Here is a 25,648-nt window from a genome sequence, read left to right on the forward strand (position 1 = left end):
GCGCTTAATGAAGCCTTCGAGGCCCTCCGCCCTCTTGTTTTAGAGCCCGCGGTGCTTTTTGTCATCGCTGTTACCTCCAGGAATCGGATTTTTTATACCGGAGAGAATGGTCCTCAGCAATCAATCCCCTTCCGGGCCAGCACTCCTTTTTGATAGGGGTGACGAATTTCCGACATCTCGGTCACGAGATCCGCCGCGTCCACCAGCTCCCGAGGCGGGTTTCTACCGGTGAAGACCAGCTCTGTGTGCCTGGGCCTGCCCTCGACCAACTCCAGCACGGGAGTCAGTTCAAGGAGGCCGAAGGAGAGAGCGACGTTCAGCTCGTCGAGGATGACCAGGTCGTACTCGCCGGATTTGACACCTTCCGTCGCCGCGGCAAGTCCCCTTTTCGCCTCCTCGTAATCCACGGGATCGATGGAATCGGGATATACGAAGTCGGGCCTCCCGGTCTGCACCAACGTCACTCCGGGCAACAGGGACAGGGATCGAACCTCGCTGTATGGCCAACCCTTCATGAACTGCACAATGAGCGTCTTTCCTCCCGCTCCGGCCATCCTGAGCGCCATGCCGAGGGCGCTGGTGGTCTTGCCCTTGCCGTCGCCCATATATACCTGCACGAAGCCTCTTTCAAGGACGGGCAAAAAAACTCCTCCTCTCGCTTGCATGTTTTCCCATCGTATGTATTACAATGCCCTCAGAACGGAGGTTTGTCAATGCTCTATAAAACGAGAATCGTGGTGTCGGGCATAGTGCAGGGCGTGGGCTTCCGACCCTTCTGCGCCAGGCTCGCCCGCTCCGAGGGGATCAGCGGCTTTGCGCTGAACACGTCTGCCGGGGTAGAGATGGAGCTCCACGGCGAGGGCGGAAGTTTGGACAGGTTCCTGTCGCGTATCTCTCTTGAGAATCCCCCTGCGTCCGCTGTTTACAAGGTCGAGGTGATCGACGAAAGGCACCCCTCTCCCCGGCCCCCGGCGGGCTTCGAGATACATGAAAGCCGCAGGGAGGCCCGTAACACCGCCATGATTCCGGCGGACCTCTCCACCTGTTCGGACTGCCTGTCGGAGATGAAAGACCCCTCGAACCGCAGGTATCGCTACCCGTTTATCAACTGCACCAACTGCGGCCCCCGCTACTCAATTATAAGCGAACTGCCCTACGACAGGCCAACGACGACCATGTCCGAATTCAAAATGTGCCCCGAGTGTCACGGGGAGTATTCGGACCCCTTGAACAGGCGTTTTCACGCGGAGCCGAACGCCTGCCCGGTCTGCGGGCCCTTGGTCTGGCTGGCCGACTCCCGCGGATCGGTACTTGAGCATGAGGACAGGGCCGTGAGGCTAGCCTCCTCACTGCTCGGAGAGGGGAAAATTCTCGCGGTCAAGGGGATAGGAGGCTTTCACCTCGCGTGCTCCCCTTTCAGCGACGAGACCGTGGCCCTTTTGCGCTCCCGTAAAAAACGCGAGCACAAGCCCTTCGCCGTCATGGTCTCGTCTCTTCGGACGGCCGAGAGGCTGGCGTACGTCCCCGACATCGCAAAAAAGCTTCTTCTCTCCCCCGCCGCCCCTATCGTGCTGTGCTGCGCACGAAGGCGCGAAGAGGGAGGAGTCTCTCGATTCGTCGCCCCCGGGCAGAGGACCCTGGGGTTGATGCTCCCCTACACGCCGCTGCATCACCTCTTGTTGGAGGAGATCGACGCGCTGGTCATGACCAGCGCCAACTTCTCGGACGCCCCTATAGTATCGGACAATGAAATAGCTCTGCGAAGCCTTGCCCCCATAGTCGACTTCTTTCTGCTGTCCGACCGAGATATCAGGATGCCGATCGACGACTCGGTCGCCGCACCCCTGGGTCGTTCCTTTTTTCTCATGAGGAGAGGGAGGGGGTACACCCCCCTGCCGATCACCTTTCCGGGGAAAGACGACAGTGTCATCCTCGGAACGGGTGCGGAGATGAAAGGAGGCTTCTGCTTCTCCAGGGCCGGACGCCTGATTCCAGGGCAGTACTTGGGCGACATGAAGCAGAGAGAGACATTGGCCTATTACAACAGGTCCCTGGAGCATTTTATGAGGCTGTACGAGCTAAAACCCGAGGTCGTCGCTTACGACATGCACCCCCGGTATCTTTCCTCCAGGATCGCCGAGAGGCTGGCCGTAGACCACGGGGCCGAGACGGTCGCAGTTCAGCACCACCACGCCCACTTCGCCGCCTGCCTCTTCGAGAACGGTGTCGACGGGGAGGCCATGGGGCTTATCTTCGACGGGACGGGCTATGGAGAGGACGGCGGTGCCTGGGGAGGCGAGATCTTTGTCGGAGACATATCGAGATATGAGCGGGCGGGGCACTTCCTCCCCTCCCGGCTGCCAGGGGGGGACGCAGCCATATTGGAGCCCTGGAGGTATGCGGTCGGGCTTCTGCACGACGTCTATGGGAAAGAGGAGGCCCTCTCGATCGGGAGGGAGATCTGGGGCTCCCGTTCGATGAAGGTCGAGATCTTGCTGGAGACGTTGCCCTTCTCGCCGCCGACGACGTCGTGCGGCAGGCTCTTCGACGCGGCGGCGGCCCTGCTTGGCCTCTGCGACGTCGCATCCTACGACGGGCAGGCGGCGATGAGCCTGGAGGCCGCGGCCACGGGAACGCTCGAGGCACCCTTCAAAGTGGACCGCGCGGGCGGGCTCTTCATAATCGACTGGAGACCTGTGATCAGGTGGATCGTCGAGTCTAAGAACCGCCTGCCCCTGTCCGAGATAGCGGGCGGAGTGCACGCCGGGCTCGCAAAAGCCGTGGCGGGAATATGCCGTGCGATAAGAGACGAGCGGGGGATAAGACAGGTGGCCCTGTCGGGTGGTGTTTGGCAGAACAGGAGGCTGACGGCGCAAGTCTCCCGGCTGCTGCGCCTTGACGGGATGGTGCCGCTGCTTCACAGGATGCTGCCGCCGAACGATGAGTGCGTCTCCGCCGGGCAGGTCGTCGTCGCGAGCGCGATTCTCTCGCGCAGAGGGCAGTAGAGAAAGGCGGCCCGGAAAAACAGGGGCCGCCTTTATACTGCTGCGCCTACACGGTGCTGTAATCTATTCCGCTCTCCTCGGAGAGGACCGACAGCTTCTTCTGGACGTGGATGCTGTCGACGAATCTTATCGTTCCGCTCCTCGACCGCATCACCATGGAGCTGGTGCGGATCTGCTTTCCTTCGTAGCGTACTCCCTTCATCAGTTCGCCGTCCGTGACTCCGGTGGCGGAGAAGAAGATATTGTCGCCCTTTACCAGGTCGTCTATGCCGAGCACCTGGTCAAGGGCAAGTCCTCTTTCCTCCGCTTCCCGGACGTCGTTTTCGTCGCGGGGCCAAAGTTTGCACTGCATGTTGCCGTCCAGGCACTTGATCGCGCAGGCTGTGATGACCGCCTCGGGAGAACCGCCTATACCCATCAGAAGATCGGCCCCTCCATGGTCCTTGCAGGTCAGGAGAGCGCCGGCGATATCACCGTCGGGAATGAGTTTTATCCTCGCTCCCACCTCCCGGACCTGTTCCTTTATGTCGTTGTTTCGTGGACGGTCCAGGAGGACGACGGTTATGTCGTCCAGGGCTTTGTTCCTTGCCTTTGCGACCCGGGCTATGTTCTCCGCCGGGGGGAGGTTGATGTCGATGACCTTGGCCCCCTCCGGACCCACCACCAGCTTGTTCATGTAAAAAATGTTCTTGGGGTTGAACATCGTCCCCCTTTCGGAGAGAGCGACCACGCTGATGGCACCGGAGAGCCCCAACGCCGTAAGCCTTGTTCCGTCGATGGGGTCCACCGCTATGTCCACCAGCGGCTCCTCTCCATCGCCGAGCTGTTCCCCGTTGAACAGCATCGGCGCCTCGTCCTTCTCACCTTCGCCGATCACGACCACCCCCGACATGGGGACAGTGTTCAGCATGTACCTGAGGGCATTGACCGCGGCGCCGTCAACTGCGTTCTTGTCGCCGCGCCCCATCCATCTCCCCGCGGCCATGGCCGCGGCTTCGGTAGCCCGTACCAACTCCAGAGCAAGGTTTCTGTCAGCAGCAAAAAGTTCAGCAGGGCACATCGAGGCATCCTCCTTAAGATGATTATTCCTGGGCCGATTATCACCGTTGGATCAATCAAAAGGGTCAGTCATGCGGTCCTCGGTCAGCGAGTCGCCTCCTTTCGGCTGTCTCGTCAAGCCATCCTCGTCTCACGCAGGAGAGGAAGGAATCGTAACGACCGTCAGCGAAATCGGGGAATGTGTAGTCGAACGGCATCCAGCGCCTGTCCCTGTAGCGAAGAGTCACCTCCGCGAAAATCCCCTCTCCCAGGTAGACCCTGTGAGCGTGATCCTTCGTGGAGGCGAGCACGAGCCTCGCACCGTTCAGATACCCGGGGTCTATATTTACCCTCCGCGGCGAGCCGCTCGCTCTCTCCACCCGGCACGAAGCGCTTTTCCACTCAGTAAGCCTGCCCGCGTCCCGAAGCCCCTCGAAGGAGAGAAAACGCCTGTATAGAACGGGCGCTATATCGGAGTAGTAGTCGGTCACAGAGGAAAAGAGGGACTGGTTGCTTTCGCACTCGGGGATCCCCCACAGGTCCGAGAGGGCGTCCTTTGTCCAGTTCCACGCCTCGTCGTCGGGGTAGAGCACTCCCGTAATCAATTTTACAGGATACATGCACTCTTCGATACTATTCTTCGGGCTCATTGTCAATGCAGACATAGCCAAGGACGGCGTTTTCCCAGATACAGGCCAAGCAACGGTCCTCGTTTCGAGCGGCGGGGAGGTTCTTTGACCTGACTTGCCTCACGGACCTCCTCCTGCATTTCAGATCCGTGATGAACGCCTGTCCGATCGAGGCCAGCCAGGCCATTCGATCCGCGTTTTTTATATCTTCCGTGACCTCCTGGATTAAAAAAACCGCGGGATCGATCCTGGAAAACAGGAATTGCCTGCCGCCATGCTGGATCAGAAACTCGCCGGAGAGGCGTTTTTTCTTGGACAGCTTAGGCAGTGCGATGTCTTCAAAAAGCTCCTCCGCGGCGTGATTATAAAGGACCGAGCCCTCGTCGCAGAGGACGATCGGGAGGGGAACGGTCCACCAGGCGGGCAATTGAAGGGCAGGTGTCTCTTCAAGCATCGCTTTAGCCTCGACGCTCTTTTTCGGCTCGTCGGGTATCGCCTCGGCCGGTACCACCTCGACACCTTGCTTCGTGACCAGAAGAACGGGGGTGAGCGGCCCCATTGACTTGCTGATAGTCCCCGGCGGAAGTTGCCCCGACGAGAGCCTCTTCATCGCCTCCGCCACTTTTGTGTCGGCGTGCCCCCTCTCCATGAAGGAGACTATCTGTTCTTTGGAGAATATGGCGCTTTTGTCAGCCCCCGAGATCACGCAGTGTTCCACTCCGTGAAGAAACAGGGATCGAAGAAGCGACGAAAGAGGGGAATCGACCGTGGTGTCATTGGTGTAACCAGTCCTGTCCATCTCAGGCATTTTCAATCCTCCAGCAGTGCCCTCACGAACTCCTTGACGTCGAAGGGACGCAGGTCTTCCTCGCCTTCACCCAGCCCGACATACCGAACCGGCAGTTTCAGCTCTTCGGCTATCGCTAATATTACTCCACCCTTCGCGGTGTTGTCGTATTTGGACAACACCACTCCGGAGAGGGGAAGAGCCTTGTTAAAGGTTTTTGCCTGTGCCAGCCCGTTCTGTCCTGTCACCGCGTCCAGGACGAGCAAGGTCTCGATGTCCGAGTCCCCGCGGTCCCTGTCAAGGACCCTGTAGATCTTGGCGAGCTCTTCCATCAGGTTGTGTTTCGAGTGAAGGCGCCCGGCGGTATCCACTATCAACACGTCCGCGCCGGCCGATTTGGCCGCCGCAAGCGAGTCGAACACTACGGCCGCAGCGTCGCTTCCCTGTTTCTGGGCGATCACCCTCGTCCCGGACCGCTCGCCCCATATCTTCAGCTGGTCGACCGCCGCAGCGCGGAAGGTGTCCGCCGCGGACAATATAACTCGTTTGCCCTCGTTGCTCCATTGATATGCGAGCTTTCCCGCTGTCGTGGTCTTGCCGCTGCCGTTCACTCCCACGAGGAGGACGATCACAAGAGTGCCCGCTCCCGTCGCGACCGGTTGCCCCATGAGAGGGACGGAGGACAGTGTCCCGCTCAAGAGGTCCGAGAAGTGGTCGAACAGTTCCGCCGTCTCGCCGGTTCTGGAGGAGAGGGATCTCTCCCTCAACTGCTCTATCAGGCTCTGAGAGAGGTCCACGCCTACGTCCCCTGTGATCAGAACCTCCTCTAGGCGATCCCAGAAATCAGTGTCGACAGGCCCGCTTGAAAAAAGGCCGGCCAAGCCGTCGCTCCATCTCTTTCTTACGCCCTTGAGGCCGGTCTTCAATTTTTCAAGAAATGACACGGCTACTACCTCCTCCTGAAGCGCCGCTTCATGCTCGAGTTTCCCCGTCCTTGCCCTGGCCGTGCTTCTTGCCCATGTGCGAGGGTCGTTTTTTTTCAGCTCCGGGGTCCCGCGGCCTCTCCTTTGTCGCACGAGGCGCCTGCGACTCGGCGGAGCGCTCTTGTCCCTTGCCGGGGCCGCGTTTTCGCGGACCTTGACGTCTTCCCGGCCCCTTATCCTCCTTTGCGGCCGGTGAATCGACACCCTTCTGTCCATGCTGAGAGTGGCGGCCCTTCTTGGCGCCCTCCCCGGACGGTCTTTTCGCCTCATCTGTCCTTACCGGGTCTTTCCGATCCCTGTCCTTGTCCGCGCCTGGCCGAGATGCCTGCCTGTCGGCCTGTTTTTTCTGGCCTTCCTTGGGCACGGGAGACTTTTTCCTTCTTCTCCTCCTCGACGGTTTTTTTCCGTCGGCCGCAGGAGCGCCTTTGGGGGAACGCCTGGATTGGTCGTCCGCCTTCCTCTGCGTTTCCTTCCGAGTCTCCGGACCGCTCTCGGTTTCAGCCTTGTCCGCAGGCGTCTCAACCGCGACTCTTCCTTTTTTGCGACTTCCCCAGGAGGTGCGCAGGGATGAAAATGCAGGCTTCCCATCCGAGAGGCGGGGGAAGGCTCTCTCCAGGTCATCTCGGGATGGAACCTCCCACTCCCGGCCATCCAGGACGGTCTCTTTGAAACTAGGGAAATCCTCCACTGCGACCTGGATACTCCCTCCCTCGGGGCGCCTGATCCGGACCGAGTTCGAGGTCAGCTCTACACCGTCGACCACGTAATTGCCGTTAGGGGTTCTGATCTTCGCTCCGGGGTTGGGAAGGTTCTTCCACAAAGCTCCGTATGCATCGTGCTCGTACGACATGCAGCACATCAACCTGCCGCATATGCCGGAGATCTTGGTCGGGTTCAGGGCCAGATTCTGCTCTTTCACCATTTTGATGCAGATCGGGGTGAACTTGTGGAGCCACTGGCTGCAGCAGCATTCAAGGCCGCACGGAGCAATGCCCTTCACTGTCTTCGCCTCGTCGCGCACACCTATCTGCCTGAGTTCTATGCGGGTCTTGAACTCCTTCGCCAGGTCCCTGACATAGGCGCGAAAGTCCACTCTCTGCTCCGAGGTGAAGTAGAAAAAGAGTTTTTTTCTGTCGAGAAGGTACTCCACGTCGACCAGCTTCATGGAAAGGTTGTGATTGCGCAACAGCGCCCTGGCCGTCACCAGGACTTCTCCCTCCTCGGCCCTGGCTTTCGACGCCGTCAAGAGGTCCTCCTCGGAGGCGGGCCGGGCCAGTGTTATCTCCTGGAGGCTCGGCTCTCCTCCCTTTAACTGGCCGTCCGGGGAGTTGTCGGAGCACGAGGCTCGGTATCTGACCTCCTGCTCGGTCGACAGAGAGCCTCCCAGCACGGCCATCTCCGTCCCCCTCATCGTCTCGACGACGAGTCGAGAGCCCTTCGAGGGGAAGGGAGGTGCCTTTATGTCAAGCAAACCGAGATAACGCGGCTTACCAAATATCGCCAAATGAATGGTCAAATATAAAACCCTCCTTGAGTACCATTACAACCAGATCCAGGGCCATCGTACGGGAAAGGCGCTTGGACTGGACCACCATCCTGAGACGCTCGAGCAGAGCCGCTCTCTCATAGGCGCCCCGGTCGATTTCGTACGAGATCCACGGTGCCAACAGCCCCGCCAGGTCGTCGATCTCCGCCGCAGCATACTGCTCGACCCAGTCTGCCCACTCTTTCTCGGTCCGGGGCGGCGGCAGCCCTTCCACTGCACGGGTCGAAGGCAGCGACACCATCCAAGAACGGCTTCTCAGTGTGGGGAGAAGCAGTTTTTCGTCCTCGAGCATGAGGACCACGTAGACGTCCTCGGGAGGCTCCTCCGCCAGCTTTAACAGGCTGTTCGCGGCTGGAGGCAGCATTTTTTCCGCTGAGAACACCAGCACAACCCTCCTGTCCGATACCACCGGGCGGAAGGCGGCGTCGCTTATTATCCTGCGGCACTCGTCGATTGAGGGCGGCTTCGATGGCTCTCCAGCCACGATAAGATCGGGGTGGTTGGCCCCCGACCACGCCTCGCAGGCCGGACAATTGTCCTCCCCTGTCCCGTTTGCGCACAGCAGGGCTTTCGAGAGGGCCTGCGCTATGACCGGTTGGCGCTCATCGGAGGCTGAAAGGGCTATCGTATGTGGGAAAGAGCCCCTCCGAAGCATTTGAAGCATTCGTATCCAAGCCTCCGACTCCCTCCAGGCGCCTGGATCCTGTTTTGCCCGGTCGTGCGAGTTCAAAACAGCAGGGAGAACAGGCATCCCTTGATCTCCTCCAGTATCCTATGCATCCTGGCCCTCTCGCCCTCTCTCGCCAGGGCCGCCTCAAGATCATTGAGCAGAGAGTCGGTCTTCTCCACTATGACGAAAAAATTGCGGTCTCCCATCCTCCATTTCATGTCGCGCCTGACTCTCAGCCCGGACACGGCGCGACGCAGCGCCTCCGACACGAGTTTTCTGTACTGCTGAAGAAGCGCCTCGGCCGGGAAGATGGAGAGCTTCCTGCCCACTGCGTCGAGGCTGGCCAGCAACTCCCTTATCTCAGCGTCCTCAAGAGATGCTGAAAACACCGGCGCTACCGGCCTGCCGGCTGAGTGGCCTCCCTCTTTTTTTCCGGTTTTCCCGAACTCTCCTCCGGTAAAGGTCTCTTTCGATGACTTTTTAACCCTCATCGGAAGACGGACACCTCCAATGCGGCCACAAGACGGCCCGACAGGGCGTCCGGTTCCTCCAGGGCATCGAGCCTTATGATCCTGTCGGGATCTCTGCGAGCAAGGAAAGAATAGCCCTCGCGCACTCGCTCGAGAAAAGCGACGCCCTCCGACTCGAAGCGGTCGAAGTCTCCCCGGCGCGAAAGCCTGCCCAACGCCTTGTCAACCGGCAGGTCCAGCCAGATCGTCAGGTTCGGCACCGGGAAGCCGCACCATTTAAACAGCGTCTCTATCCTCTCCGACTGTATGCCCCTTCCCCAGGACTGGTACGCAAGGGTCGAGTCCGTGTAGCGCTCGCATATGACGATTCCGTGCTCCAGGGCCGGGAGGATCGTCTTCTTCACATGCTCGCACCTGTCCATGAGAAAGAGAAACAGCTCGCTCATCCTGTGGGAGTACTCGCCCTTCAGTATTCTCTCCCTTATCCAGTCGCCGCCCTCCCAGCCCCCCGGCTCCCTGGTCCAGACAACGGGACGTATGGGCAAGCACCTCTCTCTCAGGGCGCGAACAAGGAGTTCCGCCTGGGTGCTCTTTCCGCTTCCGTCGATTCCCTCCAGGGTGATGAACATGGCCGTCACCTAATAGTCCGCGCTCGCCTTCGACGGCCTCACCGTGATGAGCTTGCGAAGAAGCCCGTCAACGACGAAATCGGACTTGAAAATCAGGAGCGTTCCCTCTTTCATCCTCCTGCGCTTGGTCTCGCTCAATAGCTCCTGATCCTCCTTGGACAGCGGCTCTTCGGGCCCCCGGTTCTCGGAGTTCTTCGATGACTTTTCGTAGTTGAACTCGATGATTAGCTCATTGTTGGTCTCCAGGGCAGAGAGCTCGGCGAACAGCTGCTTGAAGTTCTCTATGGTCTTCCATCCCTGTATTAGAGCGGACTGACTAAGAGGCTCGATACCGCCTCCTCGCACCAGTATCTCGCAGAAGCCGGACACATCCTCCGGTATGGTTATCTCGAACGACTTCTTCACCTGCTTCTTTCTGTAGGGGCGCAACAACACTTCGACCTCCACCGTGTCTCCGGCGGTGAACGAATCCCCTTTTACCTCGACACCTTCAATATACATCAGTTTCGGGGAAGAGGTGAACTCGGCCGTGAGAATTATGCCCAAGGGGTAGATCTCGGCGAACGGGTTCAGGAACACCACGTCCAGCAGCTCGGCCGTCTCTTTGAGAGAATCCCCCGCGAGGTCCTTGTCCGAAAAGAACATGTTGGTCCTCGACCAGCCCTCATAAAGGCCTCTTCCCTGAACCTTGAGGGTCAGAGAGGCGGTTCCATGCCCCTTTCTTCCCCAGAGACCGTCGATCAAGCCGGTGAAGATCCCCGAGGCGAGCTCGGCACCCAAGAAGGGATCTGGAGCGATATGAAAACGCTTCTGCGTCTTGACTCCTCGTTCCTCGTCCGTGAACAGCAGGGTCGCCGATATCGAAGGGGTGAAGTAGCCGATCCTGCCACCTATGCCCTGGGGCCTGTCCTGCGTCACAGTGCCGATTATCCTCAAGGGGCTCCCCACCTTGAACGGCGCCTCGATGCTCGGCACGACATTGTGGATATAGGCGTGGGCCACCGGGTAGTTCACAGCCCCTCTGCCCAGGAAGGGGTGGGCGAAGGCCAAAAATCGCCCGTCCGGGGCTATGGCCGTCATCGTACCGGTGGATCCTATCGTGACATCTCCCCACGCCAGGAGCACGGTGATGGCGTCCCCCGGCGTCACTTTCGCGTTCATCTCCACCGGGACGTCGTCGTCCGCGGAAGCGCCCCCGGGGACGTAGCGGGATTCCCCGAGCAGCTCCGCTAGGTCGTCGGCCTTGCGGCGGCTGACACCGTCGATGAAGAGCGGGGAGAGGGGCTCCTCGACCGTGACCGGCACAACCAGGTCTTCGTCCTCCTCGTCCTCCTGCTCATCGATATCCTCGCCGGCGCTTGGCTCGTCTTTTTCGTCCCCGCCCTCCTCCTTGGGAGGCGACGGCAGCGGGCGGAAGACCACCGGTTTGTCATCCCATTCCCACACCGAGGTCATATCCGCGATGGGGGTCACAAGGCCCAGTGTATGGTCGCTAAAACTCCATCCGTACCCGATCGCTCCGATAAGCTTGCCGTCGACATACACCGGGCTGCCGCTCATGCCCGCGGCTATGCCGCCGGTCTTTTCCACGATCGGACCGTACGCCTTCACCATTATCAGGTGTCTTGGCGTCCCCTTTCCGGGGATCACGCTGACTATCTCCACCGGAAAGCCGACCACCTCTCTTCCGGAGACAACGGTGAGAGCACGGCCTTTCATGCCAGGGCGCAAGGACTCCACGTTCATAACTGGCGGGGACGGAGGATAGGGGGCCGCTTGGAGCTCCGCGGGAGCGATCAATAATATCAAGGCAAGCGCCAGAAGTCGAAAAAGAGTCATGCGCAGAGTCCTCCGGTCGTCGTATTCAGCTCTGTCTCTTCCATCTCAGGTAATTCATGATAAAGTCGTCGATATCTCCATCTAGGACAGCCTGCACGTTTCCCGTCTCGAAGCCGGTCCTGTGATCCTTGACGATCATGTAAGGGTGCAGAACGTAGGAACGTATCTGGCTTCCCCAGCTGATCTCCTTCTTCTCCCCCTGCATGGCGGCAAGCTCTTCCTTCCTCTCCTGAAGCGCCTTCTCGTACAGGCGGCTTCTCAGGACCTTCATCGCCATCTGACGGTTCATGTGCTGGGATCGTTCGTTCTGGCAGCCCACGACCGTCCCCGTGGGAATATGGGTGATCCTCACAGCCGAGTCGGTCCTGTTGACGTACTGACCTCCCGCCCCGCTCGCCCGGAAAGTGTCGATCCTGAGATCCTCCGGGCGTATCTCCACCGATACGTCGTCGTCGAGCTCGGGGGCCACGTCGACTGATGCGAAGCTCGTATGCCGACGTCTCGCCGCGTCGAAGGGGGAGATCCTGACCAGTCGATGCACTCCCTTTTCTCCTTTCAGGTATCCGAATGCGTATTCCCCCTGTATCAGCATAGTGGCGTTCTTGATCCCCGCCTCCTCGTCCTGGAGAAGCTCGAGGACCCGTCCTGAAAAGCCCTCTCGTTCAGCCCATCTCAGGTAGAGGCGAAGAAGGGTCTCCGCCCAGTCCTGGGAGTCAAGCCCCCCGGAGCCGGCATGAATCGTCAGGATGGCGTTGCACTCATCATGCTCCTCCGACAGGAGCAGCCTCATCTGTTCCCTCTCCGCGTACTTGCGAAGCATGTCCGCGGTGGCGTCGAACTCTCTCTGCAGCTCCACGTCCTCGTCCTCCGCCAAAAGCTCCTCGAGGGCGGACAGATCGCCGAACAGCCTGTCCACCTCGCTCCAGCTGTCCAAATTCCTCTGGATTCGGGCGATCTCCCTCGAGACCTCCTTGCTTTCCGCCTTCTTCCAAAACTCCGGATCCGCGGACTGCGCCTCCAATTTCTCTTTTCGAGCGGTTATCGTATCGAGGTCAAAGACTGTCCTGAAGATTTTGCCTTAAAATCCGCAGTTCCTCCAAAATAGTAACGTTAGGTGCCAGCGCCATCTCTACATCCTCCTCGAGTGCAAGTCGTCTTGCTTTGCATGGCGTTTAATTATATCATTTCGAAGCTGTTCAGACCGAGGAGGCAGGGCGAATTGAAAAAATCAGACCCGATTGCAGCGGCGATCGGCAGGGTTTTATCCGGCGCAAAAGAAGGACGTAGATCCCTCCGTTCCCTGTCGGAGGCCCTTTCCATCTCCGATCAGGACGTCTGCGAGGGCCTTGAAACCCTGTCCGAACAGGGATTCGACATCCGAAAAACACCGGAGGGCATTGAACTTCACTCCCCGCCAGAGTACGACCTGGCGCCATCCTACGTCGCCTCTCTCTTGCCCGAAGACGTGTTTGGCGATGCGATCATTCACACCTACGACACTCTCCCCTCCACGCAGGACACTGCAAAGGAGCTGGGACGAAATGGAAATCGCCTCGTCGTCGTCTTTGCGGAGGAACAGACAAAGGGCAAGGGCCGACGGGGCAGGAGGTGGCTGTCCTGCAGGGGATGCGGTCTGTTTTTCTCCGTCTTATTCAAACCGCCCCTTCCCGCGTGCAAGCTGCAACTGGTAAACCTCGCGGCGGCGCTTGCCGTGAAGGACGCGGTATCCGCGCTTTACTCCGTCGAACTCTCGGTCAAGTGGCCCAACGATCTGCTGTACAAGGGCGGAAAGGTCTGCGGCATCTTATCCGAGGCTTCCATCGGGGCCCGGGATATTTTAGACTGCCGGACGGGAATCGGGATAAACATAGTGCCTCCCGATCCGGTGGCCGACGAGGGTGCGGTCCTCTTCAACGCAAACCACATCGGGGAGGCAGCGAACGCTCCGGTTCATCGCGGGAGGCTCGCGGCGGAGATACTTGCCCGCTACTTCCGCCTGCTGGACCAGGCGGCTTCCGACGGCGGACAGACCCTCCTGTACAGCTACAGGGCCTCCTGTTCGACCCTGGGGAGGGATGTATCCGTCATCACGGACGAGGGAACGGTGACGGGAAAGGCCGTCGGCATAGGCGAGGATGGAGAGCTGCTCCTCGAGACGGAGGGGGGGGAGATGGCCTTCAACGCGGTCGATGTCGTCCATGCAACCCCAAGTTAGAGCACTATATGGTATAATAATGTCTATTATAACCAAAAGGAGTAATGGAGATGCGCCTGATTGATATGTCGACATCGAGCGGCTGAGCTGCCAAGATAGGTCCGTCGGACCTGTCCAGGATATTGAAAAACATTCCTCTTCCGTCCGATGGACGCATCATCACCTCCTGGTCCTCCGGGGAGGACGCGGCCCTTTTCCACATCGGAGGCGACAGGCTGGGAATTCTGACCGTAGATTTCATAACCCCCGTCGCGGACGACCCGAGGACCTGGGGTATGATAGCGGCGGCCAACTCCCTAAGCGACGTATTCGCTATGGGTGGCCTGCCCCTTGTGGCGCTGAACATAGTCGGCTTTCCCGTGAAGACCCTCTCTCTGGAAATCCTGGAGGCGGTGCTGTCGGGAGGCCTCGAAAAAGTGCGCGAGGCGGGCGCATTTCTGGTAGGTGGGCATAGTGTCGAGGACAGCGAGCCGAAGTACGGGCTTGCCGTGTTCGGGGAGGTAGCCGAGGACTCGGTGTGGAAGATCGACGGTGCTCGCGCCGGAGATCTCCTGGTGCTGACCAAGCCGATCGGAACAGGCATCGCGACGACCGCCCTGAAGGCCCATATGGTCGAGGACGAGAGGACCGTCCAGGAGGCGATCGGATGGATGTCCACCCTCAACGATCTTCCGCTGAAACTCGACAGGGAGCTTCTATCCCGCGTGAACGCCTGCACTGATGTGACGGGGTTCGGCCTTGCGGGGCACGCACTCGACATGCTGTCGGCAGGAGGACTCAAGCTGCTTCTGAGCTTGAAGGACGTGCCCCTGATAACGGGGGTCCTGGAGCTTGCCGCATCGGGGCTTGTCCCCGCCGGAACCTACAACAACCGCGCGGAGTTCGAGAAGAGGGTGGCGGATCCAAAAGGCCACGACGAACTGCTGGTCGAGAGCCTTTTCGACGCTCAGACCTCGGGCGGAATGATGCTGGCCATACCGGAAGACGGGGCTGACGCCTTTCTGTCCGCACTTTCATCGATCGGCTTCGAGCGCTCGGCCGTCATAGGTCGATTTGTGCCAGGGGACGGCGGAATCGAGATAGTCTCCGGTCTCTGACAGGGACATCCCGGCCCCGGGTTCTGTCACTGCTTATTGCCCTGCTTGATCCCCTCGGGCGGCCTGAAGGCCGAGACCTTGTTCCAAAGCAGGATGTACTGGCCGTGGAAGAAGAGCAGCATGTCCTGGTCCAGCGCGGGGCGCTCGAGGAAGAGGATGTCCTTGTTGTTTTTCAACGACTCTCTTACCTTTTTCAAAGGCGGGACATCCGCGACGACGAGAATTTTATTCCTTCGCGAATCTTCGAGGAGCGATGCCAGCCTGTCCAAACCTTCGCCGCGCGACCAGGAAAGCTCCACCTCCTCGTTCACGGGAATCATCGAGCAGCCCGCCGCGGTCAGCATCCTCGAGTAGCTGCCCCCGAGGTAGATCAGCGACAGTCCGCCGAGAAGCCGCCTTCCTACGATCACGGTGCTGTCGAGGCGCGTCTGGAACTCGGACAGCCTGCGCTGGTAATAGGAGTAGTTCTCCGGGTCGAACTGGGACAGCACGGTGAACACCCTCTGCGCTATGAAGGGAAGAGCCGAGGGATCGGTAAAGAAAAGATCCGCCTCCTCTTTGTCGAAAGGGGCCTTTTTATAGAGGAATACGAGGTCGTCCCATTCCTTCTCGTTAAAGCCCAACCGAGAGGCCTCGGCGACGTCGAGGGCTATAAGACGCGCCTCCCTCGAGATCTTGTTCGCCTTGACCTTGCACACCGGCTCCCCGTCGTCATTCCAGTCTTCGACGGGATGCACCGTGACGAAGACACCGCCGATGAACCTCGTCACCAGCGCCAGCCAGGGCGAGGTCGTCCACACATCCCAGGCGTGGGCGATGCCGGCGTGAAAAATGACGAGCAGGAAAATAGGGAGCGAGAAGCGAAGAAACCTGTTTCTCACCTGTCTCAAGTCCTCTCCAAAAGATGGGCCAAGCTCGCCCTGGCAGCGGAGAACTCCGCCGCCTTCTTCGATGGGCCGCTTCCCTCCCCCGCGGGTGCGCCCCCCAGCAGGACCCTTACAAGGAATACCGGCTCGTGCGGGGGCCCAGCCACGGATACTGTCTCGTATGTTGGGTTGCCAAGCCCTCTCTCCTGGGCCAGTATCTGGAGGGATGATTTCGGGTCCTCCGCCTCGGGGGGGGACGATTCGAGCAGGAAATCCAGGTATCCTTCAACGACCGAGTCGGCCGCCTCGAAACCGCCGTCCAGGAAGACCGCTCCGAACAGGGCTTCCGCCACGTCCGCGCACAGAGAACTGTCGCAGTCGAGGGGGTGCAGGCTCCTGCCGGTGCGAAGAAGACGCTGGAGCCCCACGTGGCAGGACCATAGCTTGAGCGAGGCACCGCATACAAATGCCGCTCTTTGCCTGGTCATAGCCCCCTCGTCCAGCTCCTCCCCGGTGGTGAACAGGAACCGAGAGGCGCACAGCTGGAGAACGGAGTCGCCGAGAAACTCAAGCCTCTCGTTGCACTCTTTTCCGCCATGCTCGTTGAGCCAGGAGGAGTGGGTCAGCGCCAAGCGAAGATGAGATTCGTCCTCGAACAGGTAGCCGATCCGCTCTTGAAGTTTCTCCAGTTCTCTGGAGTACCATTCATTGTAATGCATCGTTATTCGAGCTGCGCGCGGACCCCCGTGCCGGACGATCCTCTCGTGCGACCCGGGAGGCCCGCGCTCTGCCTTCGCCTATTCGTACTTTTGAAGGGCTATGACGCCGTTGTGCCCTCCGAACCCGAAGCTGTTCACCAGGAGCCTTGAGACATGCTTCTCCACCGCTTTGTCCCCCACGACGTTTATCTCGCACTCGGGATCGAGGTTATCCAGGTTGATGGTGGGGTGTATGACTCCCTCCTCGATGGCCTGAAGCGCCGCCACCGTCTCCAGTGCGCCCGCCGCTCCCAGGCAGTGTCCGATCATCGATTTGGTGGAGTTGACATGGACTTTATCCGTATGGTCTCCCAGGACGCTGCGGATCGCCATTGCCTCCATCTTATCGTTCAGAGGGGTCGATGTCCCGTGCGCGTTGATGAACTCCACATCCTCGGGCAGCCACTTCGCATGTGCGATGGCCTTGCGCATGGCGCGCGCCGCGCCGTCTCCCTCCGGGTCGGGCGCGGTGATATGGCTGGCGTCGCACGTATTTCCGTATCCGACGATCTCCGCGTAGATATGAGCACCGCGTTTCTTCGCGTGCTCCAGCTCCTCCAGCAGGATAACTCCCGCTCCCTCTCCCATTACGAAGCCATCTCGATCGACGTCGAAGGGTCGCGATGCCCTTCCCGGCTCATCCAGCCTCGTGGAGAGCGCCTTCATGGCAGCGAAGCCGGCGATGCTGATCGTACGGAGCGCCGCCTCGGTTCCGCCCGCGAGAATCACGTCCGCGTCATCGCGAAGAATGTTGTGATATGCCTCTCCAATGCTGTGGACCGAGGTGGCGCAGGCGGTCACCACGCACATGTTCGGTCCCTTGGCGTTGTGCTTTATTGCGACATACGCCGTGGACATGTTGCTTATCATCATCGGGATGAAAAATGGGCTTACCCGCCTGGGTCCCTTCTCCATCATGGTCTTGAAGTTGTTGAACGTGGTCTCGATACCGCCCTGACCACTTCCGATGAACACTCCGAATTTATATGGATCCAGGCTTCCCGTATCGAGCTTTGCATCAACGACCGCCATATCCGCGGCGGCCACTGCGAATTGAATGACGCGGTCCGAGCGCTTGGCCTCCTTGCTCTCCATCCAGCGGTTCGGGGCGAAATCCTTTACGTCCGCGCCGAAAGGAATCGGGCTGTCGCTCGCGTCGAACGTGGTCAGAGGACCGATGCCGTTCTTTCCCGCCTTCAAAGCTCTCCAGTAGTCTTCTTTTCCCGTGGCGATGGGGCTTACAACTCCAAGCCCCGTGACAACGACCCTTCTCAAAACACTTCACTCCTCCGCCTAAAAGGTCGGTGCCGACGATAAACCTCTCGGGTAGTCCCAAGGGGGAACGCGGACGCGCTCCCCCTCGCCTTTCGGCCGCTACTCGTCCGCACCAAGTTTGCTCAGTGTGTAATTCATCGCCTCGCCTACCGTGGTCAGTTTCTCGGCGTCCTCGTCGGGGATCTCCATGTCGAACTCCTCCTCGATCCCCATGATAAGCTCCACGATATCAAGGGAGTCCGCCCCCAGGTCCTCGACGAACGAGGCCTCCGGGACTATCTGATCCTCTTCGACATCGAGCCTGTCGATAATGATCTCCTTCAACCGGGCGAGCATCTCCTCTTTCTTCATTCTCTTTCACCTCCCTTCGGTCTCTTCTAGCACATCGTCATGCCGCCGTCTACGGCGACGACCTGTCCGGTTATATAAGACGCCTCGTCCGAGGCCAGGAAACACGCGAGATGGGCGACATCGTCCGGTGTCCCGGCCCTTCCCGAGGGGATCTGTCCCAGGAGGGCCTCTCTAGCCTCCCCGGGCATGGCGTCCGTCATGTCCGTGGCTATGAAACCGGGAGCTATCGCATTGACCGTTACACCCTTGGATGCGTACTCCCTAGCGGCGCTCTTAGTGAACCCGATGACGCCGGCCTTGGACGCGCAGTAGTTCGGCTGGCCCGGGTTTCCGATCAGGGCCACCACGGAGGCGATGTTGATGATCCTCCCCCACTTAGCCCGCACCATCCCTCGTATGGCCTCCCTGGTGCAGTAGAACACGGACGAGAGATTGGCCGCTATGACGGACTCCCAGTCCTCGTCCTTCATTCGAAGCAGAAGCCCGTCCTTGGTTATCCCGGCGTTGTTCACCAGCGCGGAGACGGGCCCGAAACGCTCGTTCACCTCGGCGAAGACTCTCTTCACGTCCTCGGGGCGGGACATGTCCCCCTGGAAGGGGAAGGCGCTTCCTCCTCCGGCGGCAATAATATCACAAACCTCCAGGGCCGCTTTCTCGCTGCTTCTGAAGTTCACGGCCATTTGAAAGCCACTCTCGGCAAGCCTCAGAGCGACGGCCCTGCCTATTCCCCTGCCTGCTCCGGTCACCAGTGCGGTCCTGGGCGCCATGTCAGATCATCTCCTTTAGAAGTCCGGCCACCCTCTCAAGTTCTTCAAGGGTCCCGCAAGAATGCGCAACCAATCCCTTTCGGCATTTCTTTATCAGTCCGGTCAACACTGTTCCGGCCCCGATCTCGAAGAAGACCGAGACTCCTGCGTCGGCCATCCAGTTCACCGAGCCCTCCCACAGGACAGGCATGAACGTCTGGTCGAACAGAGACCTCTTGATCTCGTCCACCTCGGTGAGCGGAAGTGCCCTCGCGTTCGACACGACAGGCGCCGAGGGGATCCTCCACTCGCACTTCTCGAAAGCGGCGAAGAGCTCGTCCGCCAGCGGTCTCATGAGCCTGCTATGAAAGGGGGCGCTCACGTTGAGAGGGATAGCCCTCTTCGCCCCCTTGGCCTTTGCCAGCTTCATCGCTTTTTCCACGAACTCCGCCTCCCCTGAGATCACCGTCTGGCCGGGTGAGTTGAAGTTCGCGGGCTGGCACTCCCCTCCGGGCGCCGCCTCCTCGCACACGGAAGCGACGCCGGCCGCATTCAGCCCCAGGATGGCCGCCATCGCACCTCGCCCCTCGGGGACCGCCTCCTGCATAAGCCTGCCACGAAGATGCACCAGCCTGGCCCCATCCTCCAGGGAGAGGGCGCCTCCGGCCACCAGCGCGGTGTACTCTCCCAAGCTGTGTCCGGCGAGATAGGCCGGCTTGATCGCTCCGTCCGTCATCTCCTCCAACACGGCCAAGAAGGCGATGCTAACCGTCAGCAGGGCGGGCTGGGTGTAGGCGGTCCTTCGCAGTTCCTCCTCCGGCCCGTCGAAGATGATCTTCGAGAGGTTCAAGGACAGGGCGTCGTCGGCCCGCTCAAAGACCCTGGACGCCGACTTGAAAGAGTTTCGCAGGTCCAGCCCCATGCCGACCGCCTGAGAGCCCTGTCCTGGAAAAACAAGTGAGTAGGACATCATGTCACCTCTATCATATTTATAAAACCGCGCCGACCATCCGGGCCACGTTCCTCGCCTCGGAGAACAACCCCTCGATTATCTCCGCCGCAGGCCTGATGTCGTTCACCAAGGCCGAGACCTGGCCGGCCATGAGGGATCCCCACTCCATATCCCCGTCGACCACGGCGGCCCTCAGCCGCCCGGCGCCGAGCTTCTCGTACTCCTCGATCGGGGCGTTCTCCCTCTCCAGTTCCTCGAAACGGCTCGTAAGCTTGTTCTTCAGGCACCTGACCGGGTGACCCGTGGGTCTGCCTGTGATGACATTGCTTCGGTCTCTCGCCGCGATCACCGCCTCTTTGTAGGCCGGATGCACGGTCGACTCGGTGCAGCAGACGAACCTGGTCCCGACCTGAACACCCTCCGCCCCGAGCGCGAACGCGGCCGCGACGCCCCTGCCATCCGCGACCCCTCCGGCGGCCACCACCGGGATATCCACCGCGTCGACTATCTGCGGGACGAGGGCCATAGTCGTTATCTCGCCGACGTGTCCGCCCGCCTCCATCCCCTCGGCTATGACCGCGTCGGCACCCTGTTTCTCCACCCTCTTCGCCTGCGCCACGGAGGCGATCACCGGGAGTATCGTGACCCCGTGCGGCTTGAGTTTCTCGATCACCCTGCCGGGGCTTCCCGCGCCGGTGGTGACGATGGAGACTCCGAACTCTAGGACGATCTCCAGGACGTCGTCAACGGTCGTGGACATCAGCATGATGTTCAGGCCGAACGGCTTGTCCGTCAGGGTGCGCACTTTCAGGATCTCCTTCTCCAGGAGCTCGGGAGGCATATTCGCCGCGGCAATAATCCCGAGCCCGCCTCCGTTGCTCACTGCGGCCGCAAGCTCGGCGTTCGCAACCCATGCCATCCCGCCCTGGATAAGGGGGTAACCGCAGCCCAACAGGCGAGTCACCCGGTTATCGCGAAAATCAGGTCTCATAGATCACACCTCCGTAAGTCATGCCTGCTCCAAAAGCGGTCAACAGCAGCCTTTGGCCGGATACCAGCCGCCCTTGCCCCGCGAAGTCGGACAGGGCGATGAAGACGGACGCGGCCGACGTGTTCCCGTACTCATCAAGGTTTATAAAGACTCTGTCGGGCGCGATACCGAGTCTCTCGGCCGCTCGTTCTATTATCCTCCGGTTCGCCTGGTGGAAGAACCACCAGTCGATGTCGCCGACCGACAGGCCGGAATCCTCGCATAATTCCTTTAAGAAAGGGGGGATCACCCTGTTCACGAACTTGAAGACGTCGTTTCCCTTCATCGTCACAAAGTGCTTTTTCTCGGCCAGCGTCTCTTGCGACGCGGGGTGCTCGACGAGCCCGCCTAAAAGGGTTATCTGGTCGTGCTTCGTGCCGTCCGACCTCAGCCCCGCAGACAGGAAGCGGCCCCTCCCCTCCGAGGGGGCGAGAAGCACCGCACCCGCGCCGTCTCCGAAGAGCACGCATGTGTTCCTGTCGCTCCAGTCGATCAGAGCCGATAGCACCTCGGCACCGATGACCAGCACGTTCCTCCAGATGCCCGACGCTATGCCGCTCACGCCGAGGGCGATGGAATAGACGCCGCTCGTGCAGCCGGACTGGACGTCGAAGGCCCCCGCCCGGTCAGCCCCCAGGAGGCCCTGTACCTTGGGTGCCACTCCGGGAAAGAGGGTGTCGGGGCTGTTGGTCGCGACTATTACCATGTCCAGCTCGTTCGGAGACACACCTGCGTCCTCCAGGGCCGCCCGTCCCGCCTTCAGCGCCAGCTCGCTTGTCAGTTCCCCCGCCTCTGCAATGTGCCTTCTTTGAATCCCGGTCCTCTCCCGTATCCACTCATCGCTCGTATCGACCATCCTCGACAGGTCCTCGTTGGTCAACACTCTCTCCGGGACGTGCCTTCCGATTCCTCGAACGGCCGCCGGCACTCCTTGAAACAACGCCATGAGGAGTCCTCCTTTACCCAAGCTCTTCTCTGATCAACTCCACACCGTTCTGTCCGACGAAGCTCCTCGCCACTTTCAAAGCGCTTAAAATCGCGGGCGCCTTGGAGCGCCCGTGAGCCTTGATTACCGCTCCGTTCACTCCCAGAAGGGGAGTCCCTCCGTGCTTCTCGTAGTGGAACCGGGCCATCAGGTCCTTCACCATCGGCAGCATGAAGAGCATGCCGATCTTCGGTAGGACCCTCTGCCCGATCTCCTCCTCCAGGAGAGACGCCGCCGCGGTCATAAGACCCTCTGCGAACTTCAGGACCACGTTTCCGGAGAAGCCGTCGCAGACCACCACGTCGGCCCTGCTGTAAGGAATGTCGTCTCCCTCGACATAGCCCGAAAACCTCAAAGAACTCTCCATGATGAGGGCCTTCGCCCCGGAGACGGCTTCGTCCCCCTTGATATCCTCCGACCCGTTCGAGAGCAGCGCTATCTGAGGCTCGACCACACCCAGGATGCGCTTGGAATATATGTTGCCCATGTGGGCGAACTGGTACAGCTGAAAGGGCTTGCTCCTCACGTTCGCCCCGACGTCCAAAAGAAAGGTGTACTTGTTCAAAGTGGGCAACGCCACCCCCAGCGCCGGGCGGTCGATCCCTGAGATCCTGCCGACGACCAGTACTCCCCCTGCGACCACCGCGCCCGTGTTGCCCGCCGACACGCACCCGGAGGCCTCGCCCGACCTGACCATCTCCATCGCGAGCCGGATACTGGAGTTCCTTTTTTTCCGTATCGCGAGGGTCGGATGCTCGTTCATCTCCACTCTTTCGTCGGTGTGCACGATGCCGATGCGCCCGCTCACGGAGGAGTCCGCCCTTTCGAGAAGCGGCGCCATAAGCGGCTCGGATCCGACCAGCACCAGCTCCAGATCGCGGTGCTCCTCGCACGCCATCAATGCAGCCTTGCAGATCTCCGAGGGGCCGTGGTCCCCCCCCATCGCGTCAACGGCGATTATCAAACGGAGCTCACCTCTCTTGCGTCTTTCGTATGGTTGTTATTCACCACAGCGGCAATGAACCTTCCGACGAAAATCTCCCTGTCCCCGACCTTGGTCCTGACGCTCACAATGTACTTGTCGTCCTTGTGGACTCCGACCTTGGCCCTGGCGACCAGCGAGTCCCCGACGCGGGCGTGCCCTTTGAACTCCCCTCTCATCGAGTCGACGAGCACGAAGTCCGCCTCGACGACGGCTATCGCTATCGAGCTGGCCTGGGCGTAAATATAGTGATCGCAGACCATGGACGTCTCGCGGAAGGCCATCTCCCTGCGGGTATCGAGGACGGAGAGCGCCCACTTGTTCGGCTCCAGCTCCAACAGGTCCCCGACGACCTCGGTCTGCTTCAGCGAGCGCAGTCTGCTAGTGGCCCTTTGAGCCATGGACTTCATGCGTTCCCTGAGCTCGGGAATCCCCAGCACAGCCCTGTCGAGACGGATTGTGCTCACGCTTACGCTGAAAGAAGCCGCGAGCTCCTCGTCCGTCGCAAGAGGGTTGTGTTCGATCAGCTTGAGCAACTTCCCCTGCCTGGCTCTCTTCCTCTGAGACTTGATTGCAGTCCCCTCCTTAATATGGGCACCTGCTCGTAGCATCTGCTCTTAGGACTAGGTAAGTATAGCTGCCTACTGTGCGACGGTCAATAGGAAAAACAGACAAAAAATGGAGGGCAAGCCCTCCATTTTCCGATCGTCATAACTGCCGGTCTCCGCGAGGCTACTCGTCCGCCTCCGAATCGGCGGCCGTCTTTAAAACCTTTCTGCCCCTGTAATAGCCGCACTCTCCGCAGGCCCTGTAGTTCATGATCGTCTCCCCACAGTGCGTGCAGGTCGTCAGCTCCGGTTTGGTAAGGGACCCGAGCCACACGGATTTTCTTTTATGAGTACGGGCATGAGATACCCTGCTCTTCGGCGTCGCCATTCTGCATATCCCTCCTTTTCACTACGTATCATCGTCAGTTTCGAACGCGAGAAGCTCCTCCAGCCTCGGGTCGATCTCGACGGAAGAACATGAACAACTCCCGGACTCCAGCCGCCTGCCGCACGACGGGCAGATCCCCCGGCAGGCCGGGGAGCAGAGCGCCCTCGACGGCAGCGAAAGGACGAGACTCTCGTAGACCTGGTCCGATATGTCGAGCCTGCTCTTCCAGCAGGGTATCGTCACCATACGATAATCTTCGCCCTCCTCGGACGTCTTTTTTCCCTTTACGTTCTTCCGCAGAGAGTAAAGATACATGAAATCCTCGCGAATTTCAATACCCGCCGGCTCAAGACACCGGGAACATGAAGACGACAGAGCGACGTTCAAACCGACGTCGACAAGCAGCTCTTCGCCCGACCACCTGACCTCCGCCTCCACCACAAGGGGGGAGACAAACCTGAAGGACATTCCGTCGTACAGGAGCTCCTCACCTTCCCCAGCGAGGCAGGTATGAAGGGGCAACTCCCAGGAGGCGCCGGTTCGCGCCTCCTCGTCACCAAACTTTGGCACTTCGATCTCGAAACGCCACAAGGCGGGTCTCTCCGTTATCGGCAAATCGCGCCTCCCAGAAAGGGGCCTAGCCCATCGCTATCCTCTTGGTGTCTCGGGCGATCACCAGCTCCTCGTCCGTCGGGACGACAAGTATGGCGACCCTGCTGTCCTCCGCGCAGATCAGCGCCTCTTCGGCCCGTACCTTGTTCTTCTCCTTGTCTATCTTAATCCCCATGAACTCGAGCCCCGTGCAGATCTTCTCGCGGGTGCGAGAGCTGTTCTCGCCGATCCCCGCTGTGAAGACCAGCACGTCTATCCCGCCCATGGCGGCGGCGTAGGATGCGACGTACTTCTTCGCCGTGTAGCATAGCATTTCCTCGGCCAGCTTCGCCCTCTGGTTTCCCGAGTCGGCGGCCTCTTCAATATCGCGCAGGTCGCTGCTGACCCCGGAGATGCCCAGCAGGCCGCTCTCCTTGTTCAACACGTGGCTCATCGCCTTGTTGTCGATCGCCTCGTGCTCCTGGAGATAGGAGACCAGCACCGGGTCCACATCGCCGGAGCGAGTTCCCATGATGATCCCGGGAAGGGGGCTGAAACCCATGCTGGTGTCGACGGACACGCCGCCCTTCACCGCCGTGATGGAACTTCCGTTGCCCATGTGACAGGTCACTATGTTGAGGGACTCCACCGGCTTCTTCAGGATCTCCGCGGCCCTGTACGATACGTAGTAGTGGCTGGTGCCGTGGAAGCCGTAGCGGCGGACCTTGTATTTTTCGTAGTAGTGGTATGGAATGCCGTACATGTAGGCGTAGCCCGGCATAGTCTGGTGGAAGGCCGTGTCGAAGACCCCGACCTGCGGGATGTTGGGCAGCTCCTCCGTGACAGCGTAGATGCCCATCAGGTTGGCCGGGTTGTGCAGCGGAGCGAGGGGGACGCACTCCTCAAGCGCGTCTATGACGTCGTGCGTGATCAGGACGGACCCGGCGTACCTCTCTCCCGCGTGGACCACCCTGTGTCCGACGGCGGTGAGCTCATCAAGGCTCTTGAGGACGCCGTGACCTGCGTCGAGAAGCGCCTCGACGACGATCTTGAAGGCCACCTTGTGGTTCGGGATGTCGGCGTTCTTGGTCACGGTATCCATACCGGTCTTGGTGTGCTTGATACGTGCGCCCTCGATTCCGATCCTCTCCACCAGCCCCTTCGCGAGGACGGATTCGTCTCTCATGTCGAAAAGCTGGTACTTAAGGGATGAGCTGCCGCAGTTGATTACAAGGATCTTCATAAAACATTTCCCTTCCTCTCGTATT

Annotated in this window: 27 protein-coding genes; 3 read left to right on the forward strand and 24 right to left on the reverse strand. The window is 60.1% G+C overall.

Translation table 11 applies throughout. The features are described 5' to 3' along the window. Nucleotides 1–113: 113 nt before the first annotated feature. Nucleotides 114–665 (reverse strand): cob(I)yrinic acid a,c-diamide adenosyltransferase, encoded by a 552-nt coding sequence (locus GX181_02855; GenBank protein NLM70888.1) that lies wholly within the window; start codon nucleotides 663–665, stop codon nucleotides 114–116. 48 nt (nucleotides 666–713) lie between these two features. Between GX181_02855 and hypF the strand changes: the two genes are divergently transcribed. Beyond that, complete coding sequence (hypF, locus tag GX181_02860) at nucleotides 714–3,005, forward strand: carbamoyltransferase HypF (GenBank protein ID NLM70889.1); 2,292 nt, start codon at nucleotides 714–716, stop codon at nucleotides 3,003–3,005. Between the two features lie 46 nt (nucleotides 3,006–3,051). Here the strand turns inward: hypF and glpX are convergent, their stop codons facing one another. The 10 genes from glpX to prfB all read right to left on the reverse strand — a co-directional run bounded on the left by glpX (nucleotide 3,052) and on the right by prfB (nucleotide 12,668). Beyond that, nucleotides 3,052–4,065 (reverse strand): class II fructose-bisphosphatase, encoded by a 1,014-nt coding sequence (gene glpX / locus GX181_02865; protein NLM70890.1) that lies wholly within the window; start codon nucleotides 4,063–4,065, stop codon nucleotides 3,052–3,054. 64 nt (nucleotides 4,066–4,129) lie between these two features. Further along, nucleotides 4,130–4,663 (reverse strand): DUF4416 family protein, encoded by a 534-nt coding sequence (locus GX181_02870; protein NLM70891.1) that lies wholly within the window; start codon nucleotides 4,661–4,663, stop codon nucleotides 4,130–4,132. Between the two features lie 13 nt (nucleotides 4,664–4,676). Further along, nucleotides 4,677–5,480 (reverse strand): hypothetical protein, encoded by an 804-nt coding sequence (locus GX181_02875; protein ID NLM70892.1) that lies wholly within the window; start codon nucleotides 5,478–5,480, stop codon nucleotides 4,677–4,679. A 2-nt stretch (nucleotides 5,481–5,482) separates the two neighbouring features. Further along, nucleotides 5,483–6,403, reverse strand: a complete 921-nt coding sequence (gene ftsY / locus GX181_02880; GenBank protein NLM70893.1) for a signal recognition particle-docking protein FtsY — start codon at nucleotides 6,401–6,403, stop codon at nucleotides 5,483–5,485. 28 nt (nucleotides 6,404–6,431) lie between these two features. Next, nucleotides 6,432–7,853, reverse strand: coding sequence for a hypothetical protein (locus GX181_02885; GenBank protein NLM70894.1), 1,422 nt, complete (start codon nucleotides 7,851–7,853; stop codon nucleotides 6,432–6,434). A gap of 76 nt (nucleotides 7,854–7,929) precedes the next feature. Next, entirely contained in the window at nucleotides 7,930–8,652 is a 723-nt protein-coding gene (locus GX181_02890) for a hypothetical protein (protein NLM70895.1), read from the reverse strand. A 62-nt stretch (nucleotides 8,653–8,714) separates the two neighbouring features. Continuing rightward, complete coding sequence (locus tag GX181_02895; protein NLM70896.1) at nucleotides 8,715–9,149, reverse strand: DUF327 family protein; 435 nt, start codon at nucleotides 9,147–9,149, stop codon at nucleotides 8,715–8,717. Then, nucleotides 9,146–9,757, reverse strand: coding sequence for a dTMP kinase (gene tmk, locus GX181_02900; protein ID NLM70897.1), 612 nt, complete (start codon nucleotides 9,755–9,757; stop codon nucleotides 9,146–9,148). Before tmk ends, GX181_02895 begins: the two co-directional genes overlap by 4 nt. 9 nt (nucleotides 9,758–9,766) lie before the next feature. Further along, a complete protein-coding gene (locus tag GX181_02905) occupies nucleotides 9,767–11,596 on the reverse strand; it encodes a peptidase S55 (GenBank protein NLM70898.1) in 1,830 nt (609 codons plus the stop codon). 25 nt (nucleotides 11,597–11,621) lie between these two features. Then, the gene (prfB, locus tag GX181_02910; GenBank protein ID NLM70899.1) at nucleotides 11,622–12,668 is read right to left on the reverse strand and encodes a peptide chain release factor 2; all 1,047 of its coding nucleotides are present in this window, start codon (nucleotides 12,666–12,668) and stop codon (nucleotides 11,622–11,624) included. A 147-nt stretch (nucleotides 12,669–12,815) separates the two neighbouring features. Here prfB and GX181_02915 point away from each other — a divergent pair, with 147 nt between their 5' ends. Together GX181_02915 and selD are read left to right on the forward strand one after the other, a co-directional pair. Beyond that, on the forward strand, nucleotides 12,816–13,811 hold the full coding sequence (locus GX181_02915; protein NLM70900.1) for a biotin--[acetyl-CoA-carboxylase] ligase: 996 nt from the start codon (nucleotides 12,816–12,818) through the stop codon (nucleotides 13,809–13,811). 50 nt (nucleotides 13,812–13,861) lie between these two features. Continuing rightward, entirely contained in the window at nucleotides 13,862–14,908 is a 1,047-nt protein-coding gene (selD, locus tag GX181_02920; protein ID NLM70901.1) for a selenide, water dikinase SelD, read from the forward strand. A 26-nt stretch (nucleotides 14,909–14,934) separates the two neighbouring features. Here selD and GX181_02925 read toward each other — a convergent pair whose 3' ends face one another. The 13 genes from GX181_02925 to GX181_02985 all read right to left on the reverse strand — a co-directional run bounded on the left by GX181_02925 (nucleotide 14,935) and on the right by GX181_02985 (nucleotide 25,623). Next, nucleotides 14,935–15,789, reverse strand: a complete 855-nt coding sequence (locus GX181_02925; GenBank protein ID NLM70902.1) for a hypothetical protein — start codon at nucleotides 15,787–15,789, stop codon at nucleotides 14,935–14,937. A gap of 5 nt (nucleotides 15,790–15,794) precedes the next feature. Continuing rightward, on the reverse strand, nucleotides 15,795–16,493 hold the full coding sequence (gene rnc / locus GX181_02930; protein NLM70903.1) for a ribonuclease III: 699 nt from the start codon (nucleotides 16,491–16,493) through the stop codon (nucleotides 15,795–15,797). 78 nt (nucleotides 16,494–16,571) lie between these two features. Further along, the gene (gene fabF, locus GX181_02935; GenBank protein ID NLM70904.1) at nucleotides 16,572–17,807 is read right to left on the reverse strand and encodes a beta-ketoacyl-ACP synthase II; all 1,236 of its coding nucleotides are present in this window, start codon (nucleotides 17,805–17,807) and stop codon (nucleotides 16,572–16,574) included. A gap of 99 nt (nucleotides 17,808–17,906) precedes the next feature. Next, on the reverse strand, nucleotides 17,907–18,158 hold the full coding sequence (gene acpP / locus GX181_02940; protein NLM70905.1) for an acyl carrier protein: 252 nt from the start codon (nucleotides 18,156–18,158) through the stop codon (nucleotides 17,907–17,909). A gap of 26 nt (nucleotides 18,159–18,184) precedes the next feature. Then, nucleotides 18,185–18,925: a 3-oxoacyl-[acyl-carrier-protein] reductase gene (gene fabG, locus GX181_02945; protein ID NLM70906.1), complete on the reverse strand. Its 741-nt coding sequence runs from the start codon at nucleotides 18,923–18,925 to the stop codon at nucleotides 18,185–18,187. A gap of 1 nt (nucleotide 18,926) precedes the next feature. Then, on the reverse strand, nucleotides 18,927–19,874 hold the full coding sequence (gene fabD, locus GX181_02950; protein NLM70907.1) for an ACP S-malonyltransferase: 948 nt from the start codon (nucleotides 19,872–19,874) through the stop codon (nucleotides 18,927–18,929). A 19-nt stretch (nucleotides 19,875–19,893) separates the two neighbouring features. Next, nucleotides 19,894–20,847, reverse strand: a complete 954-nt coding sequence (gene fabK / locus GX181_02955; GenBank protein NLM70908.1) for an enoyl-[acyl-carrier-protein] reductase FabK — start codon at nucleotides 20,845–20,847, stop codon at nucleotides 19,894–19,896. Continuing rightward, a complete protein-coding gene (locus GX181_02960; GenBank protein ID NLM70909.1) occupies nucleotides 20,837–21,832 on the reverse strand; it encodes a ketoacyl-ACP synthase III in 996 nt (331 codons plus the stop codon). Before GX181_02960 ends, fabK begins: the two co-directional genes overlap by 11 nt. A 13-nt stretch (nucleotides 21,833–21,845) precedes the next feature. Then, a complete protein-coding gene (plsX, locus tag GX181_02965) occupies nucleotides 21,846–22,835 on the reverse strand; it encodes a phosphate acyltransferase PlsX (GenBank protein NLM70910.1) in 990 nt (329 codons plus the stop codon). After that, entirely contained in the window at nucleotides 22,832–23,464 is a 633-nt protein-coding gene (gene fapR / locus GX181_02970) for a transcription factor FapR (protein NLM70911.1), read from the reverse strand. The genes plsX and fapR overlap by 4 nt, the downstream gene beginning before the upstream one ends. Before the next feature lie 121 nt (nucleotides 23,465–23,585). After that, nucleotides 23,586–23,789 carry a 50S ribosomal protein L32 gene (gene rpmF / locus GX181_02975; protein NLM70912.1) on the reverse strand — a complete coding sequence of 68 codons (204 nt, stop codon included), beginning with the start codon at nucleotides 23,787–23,789 and terminating at the stop codon, nucleotides 23,586–23,588. A 21-nt stretch (nucleotides 23,790–23,810) separates the two neighbouring features. Continuing rightward, the gene (locus GX181_02980) at nucleotides 23,811–24,380 is read right to left on the reverse strand and encodes a DUF177 domain-containing protein (protein ID NLM70913.1); all 570 of its coding nucleotides are present in this window, start codon (nucleotides 24,378–24,380) and stop codon (nucleotides 23,811–23,813) included. A gap of 46 nt (nucleotides 24,381–24,426) precedes the next feature. Beyond that, nucleotides 24,427–25,623: an acetate kinase gene (locus tag GX181_02985; GenBank protein NLM70914.1), complete on the reverse strand. Its 1,197-nt coding sequence runs from the start codon at nucleotides 25,621–25,623 to the stop codon at nucleotides 24,427–24,429. Nucleotides 25,624–25,648: the final 25 nt, after the last annotated feature.

The sequence above is a fragment of the Synergistaceae bacterium genome (assembly GCA_012521675.1).
In the GTDB taxonomy this organism is placed as follows: Bacteria; Synergistota; Synergistia; order Synergistales; family Aminobacteriaceae; genus JAAYLU01.

Coding starts and splice junctions, on each gene's coding strand:
- GX181_02855 (NLM70888.1), bottom strand. CDS start 665: ATGCAAGCGAGAGGAGGAGTTTTTTTGCCCGTCCTTGAAAGAGGCTTC.
- hypF (NLM70889.1), top strand. CDS start 714: ATGCTCTATAAAACGAGAATCGTGGTGTCGGGCATAGTGCAGGGCGTG.
- glpX (NLM70890.1), bottom strand. CDS start 4,065: ATGTGCCCTGCTGAACTTTTTGCTGCTGACAGAAACCTTGCTCTGGAG.
- GX181_02870 (NLM70891.1), bottom strand. CDS start 4,663: ATGTATCCTGTAAAATTGATTACGGGAGTGCTCTACCCCGACGACGAG.
- GX181_02875 (NLM70892.1), bottom strand. CDS start 5,480: ATGCCTGAGATGGACAGGACTGGTTACACCAATGACACCACGGTCGAT.
- GX181_02885 (NLM70894.1), bottom strand. CDS start 7,853: ATGAGGGGGACGGAGATGGCCGTGCTGGGAGGCTCTCTGTCGACCGAG.
- GX181_02890 (NLM70895.1), bottom strand. CDS start 8,652: ATGCTTCAAATGCTTCGGAGGGGCTCTTTCCCACATACGATAGCCCTT.
- GX181_02895 (NLM70896.1), bottom strand. CDS start 9,149: ATGAGGGTTAAAAAGTCATCGAAAGAGACCTTTACCGGAGGAGAGTTC.
- tmk (NLM70897.1), bottom strand. CDS start 9,757: ATGTTCATCACCCTGGAGGGAATCGACGGAAGCGGAAAGAGCACCCAG.
- GX181_02905 (NLM70898.1), bottom strand. CDS start 11,596: ATGACTCTTTTTCGACTTCTGGCGCTTGCCTTGATATTATTGATCGCT.
- rnc (NLM70903.1), bottom strand. CDS start 16,493: ATGCATTACAATGAATGGTACTCCAGAGAACTGGAGAAACTTCAAGAG.
- acpP (NLM70905.1), bottom strand. CDS start 18,158: ATGAAGAAAGAGGAGATGCTCGCCCGGTTGAAGGAGATCATTATCGAC.
- fabG (NLM70906.1), bottom strand. CDS start 18,925: ATGGCGCCCAGGACCGCACTGGTGACCGGAGCAGGCAGGGGAATAGGC.
- fabD (NLM70907.1), bottom strand. CDS start 19,874: ATGTCCTACTCACTTGTTTTTCCAGGACAGGGCTCTCAGGCGGTCGGC.
- fabK (NLM70908.1), bottom strand. CDS start 20,847: ATGAGACCTGATTTTCGCGATAACCGGGTGACTCGCCTGTTGGGCTGC.
- GX181_02960 (NLM70909.1), bottom strand. CDS start 21,832: ATGGCGTTGTTTCAAGGAGTGCCGGCGGCCGTTCGAGGAATCGGAAGG.
- fapR (NLM70911.1), bottom strand. CDS start 23,464: ATGCTACGAGCAGGTGCCCATATTAAGGAGGGGACTGCAATCAAGTCT.
- rpmF (NLM70912.1), bottom strand. CDS start 23,789: ATGGCGACGCCGAAGAGCAGGGTATCTCATGCCCGTACTCATAAAAGA.
- GX181_02985 (NLM70914.1), bottom strand. CDS start 25,623: ATGAAGATCCTTGTAATCAACTGCGGCAGCTCATCCCTTAAGTACCAG.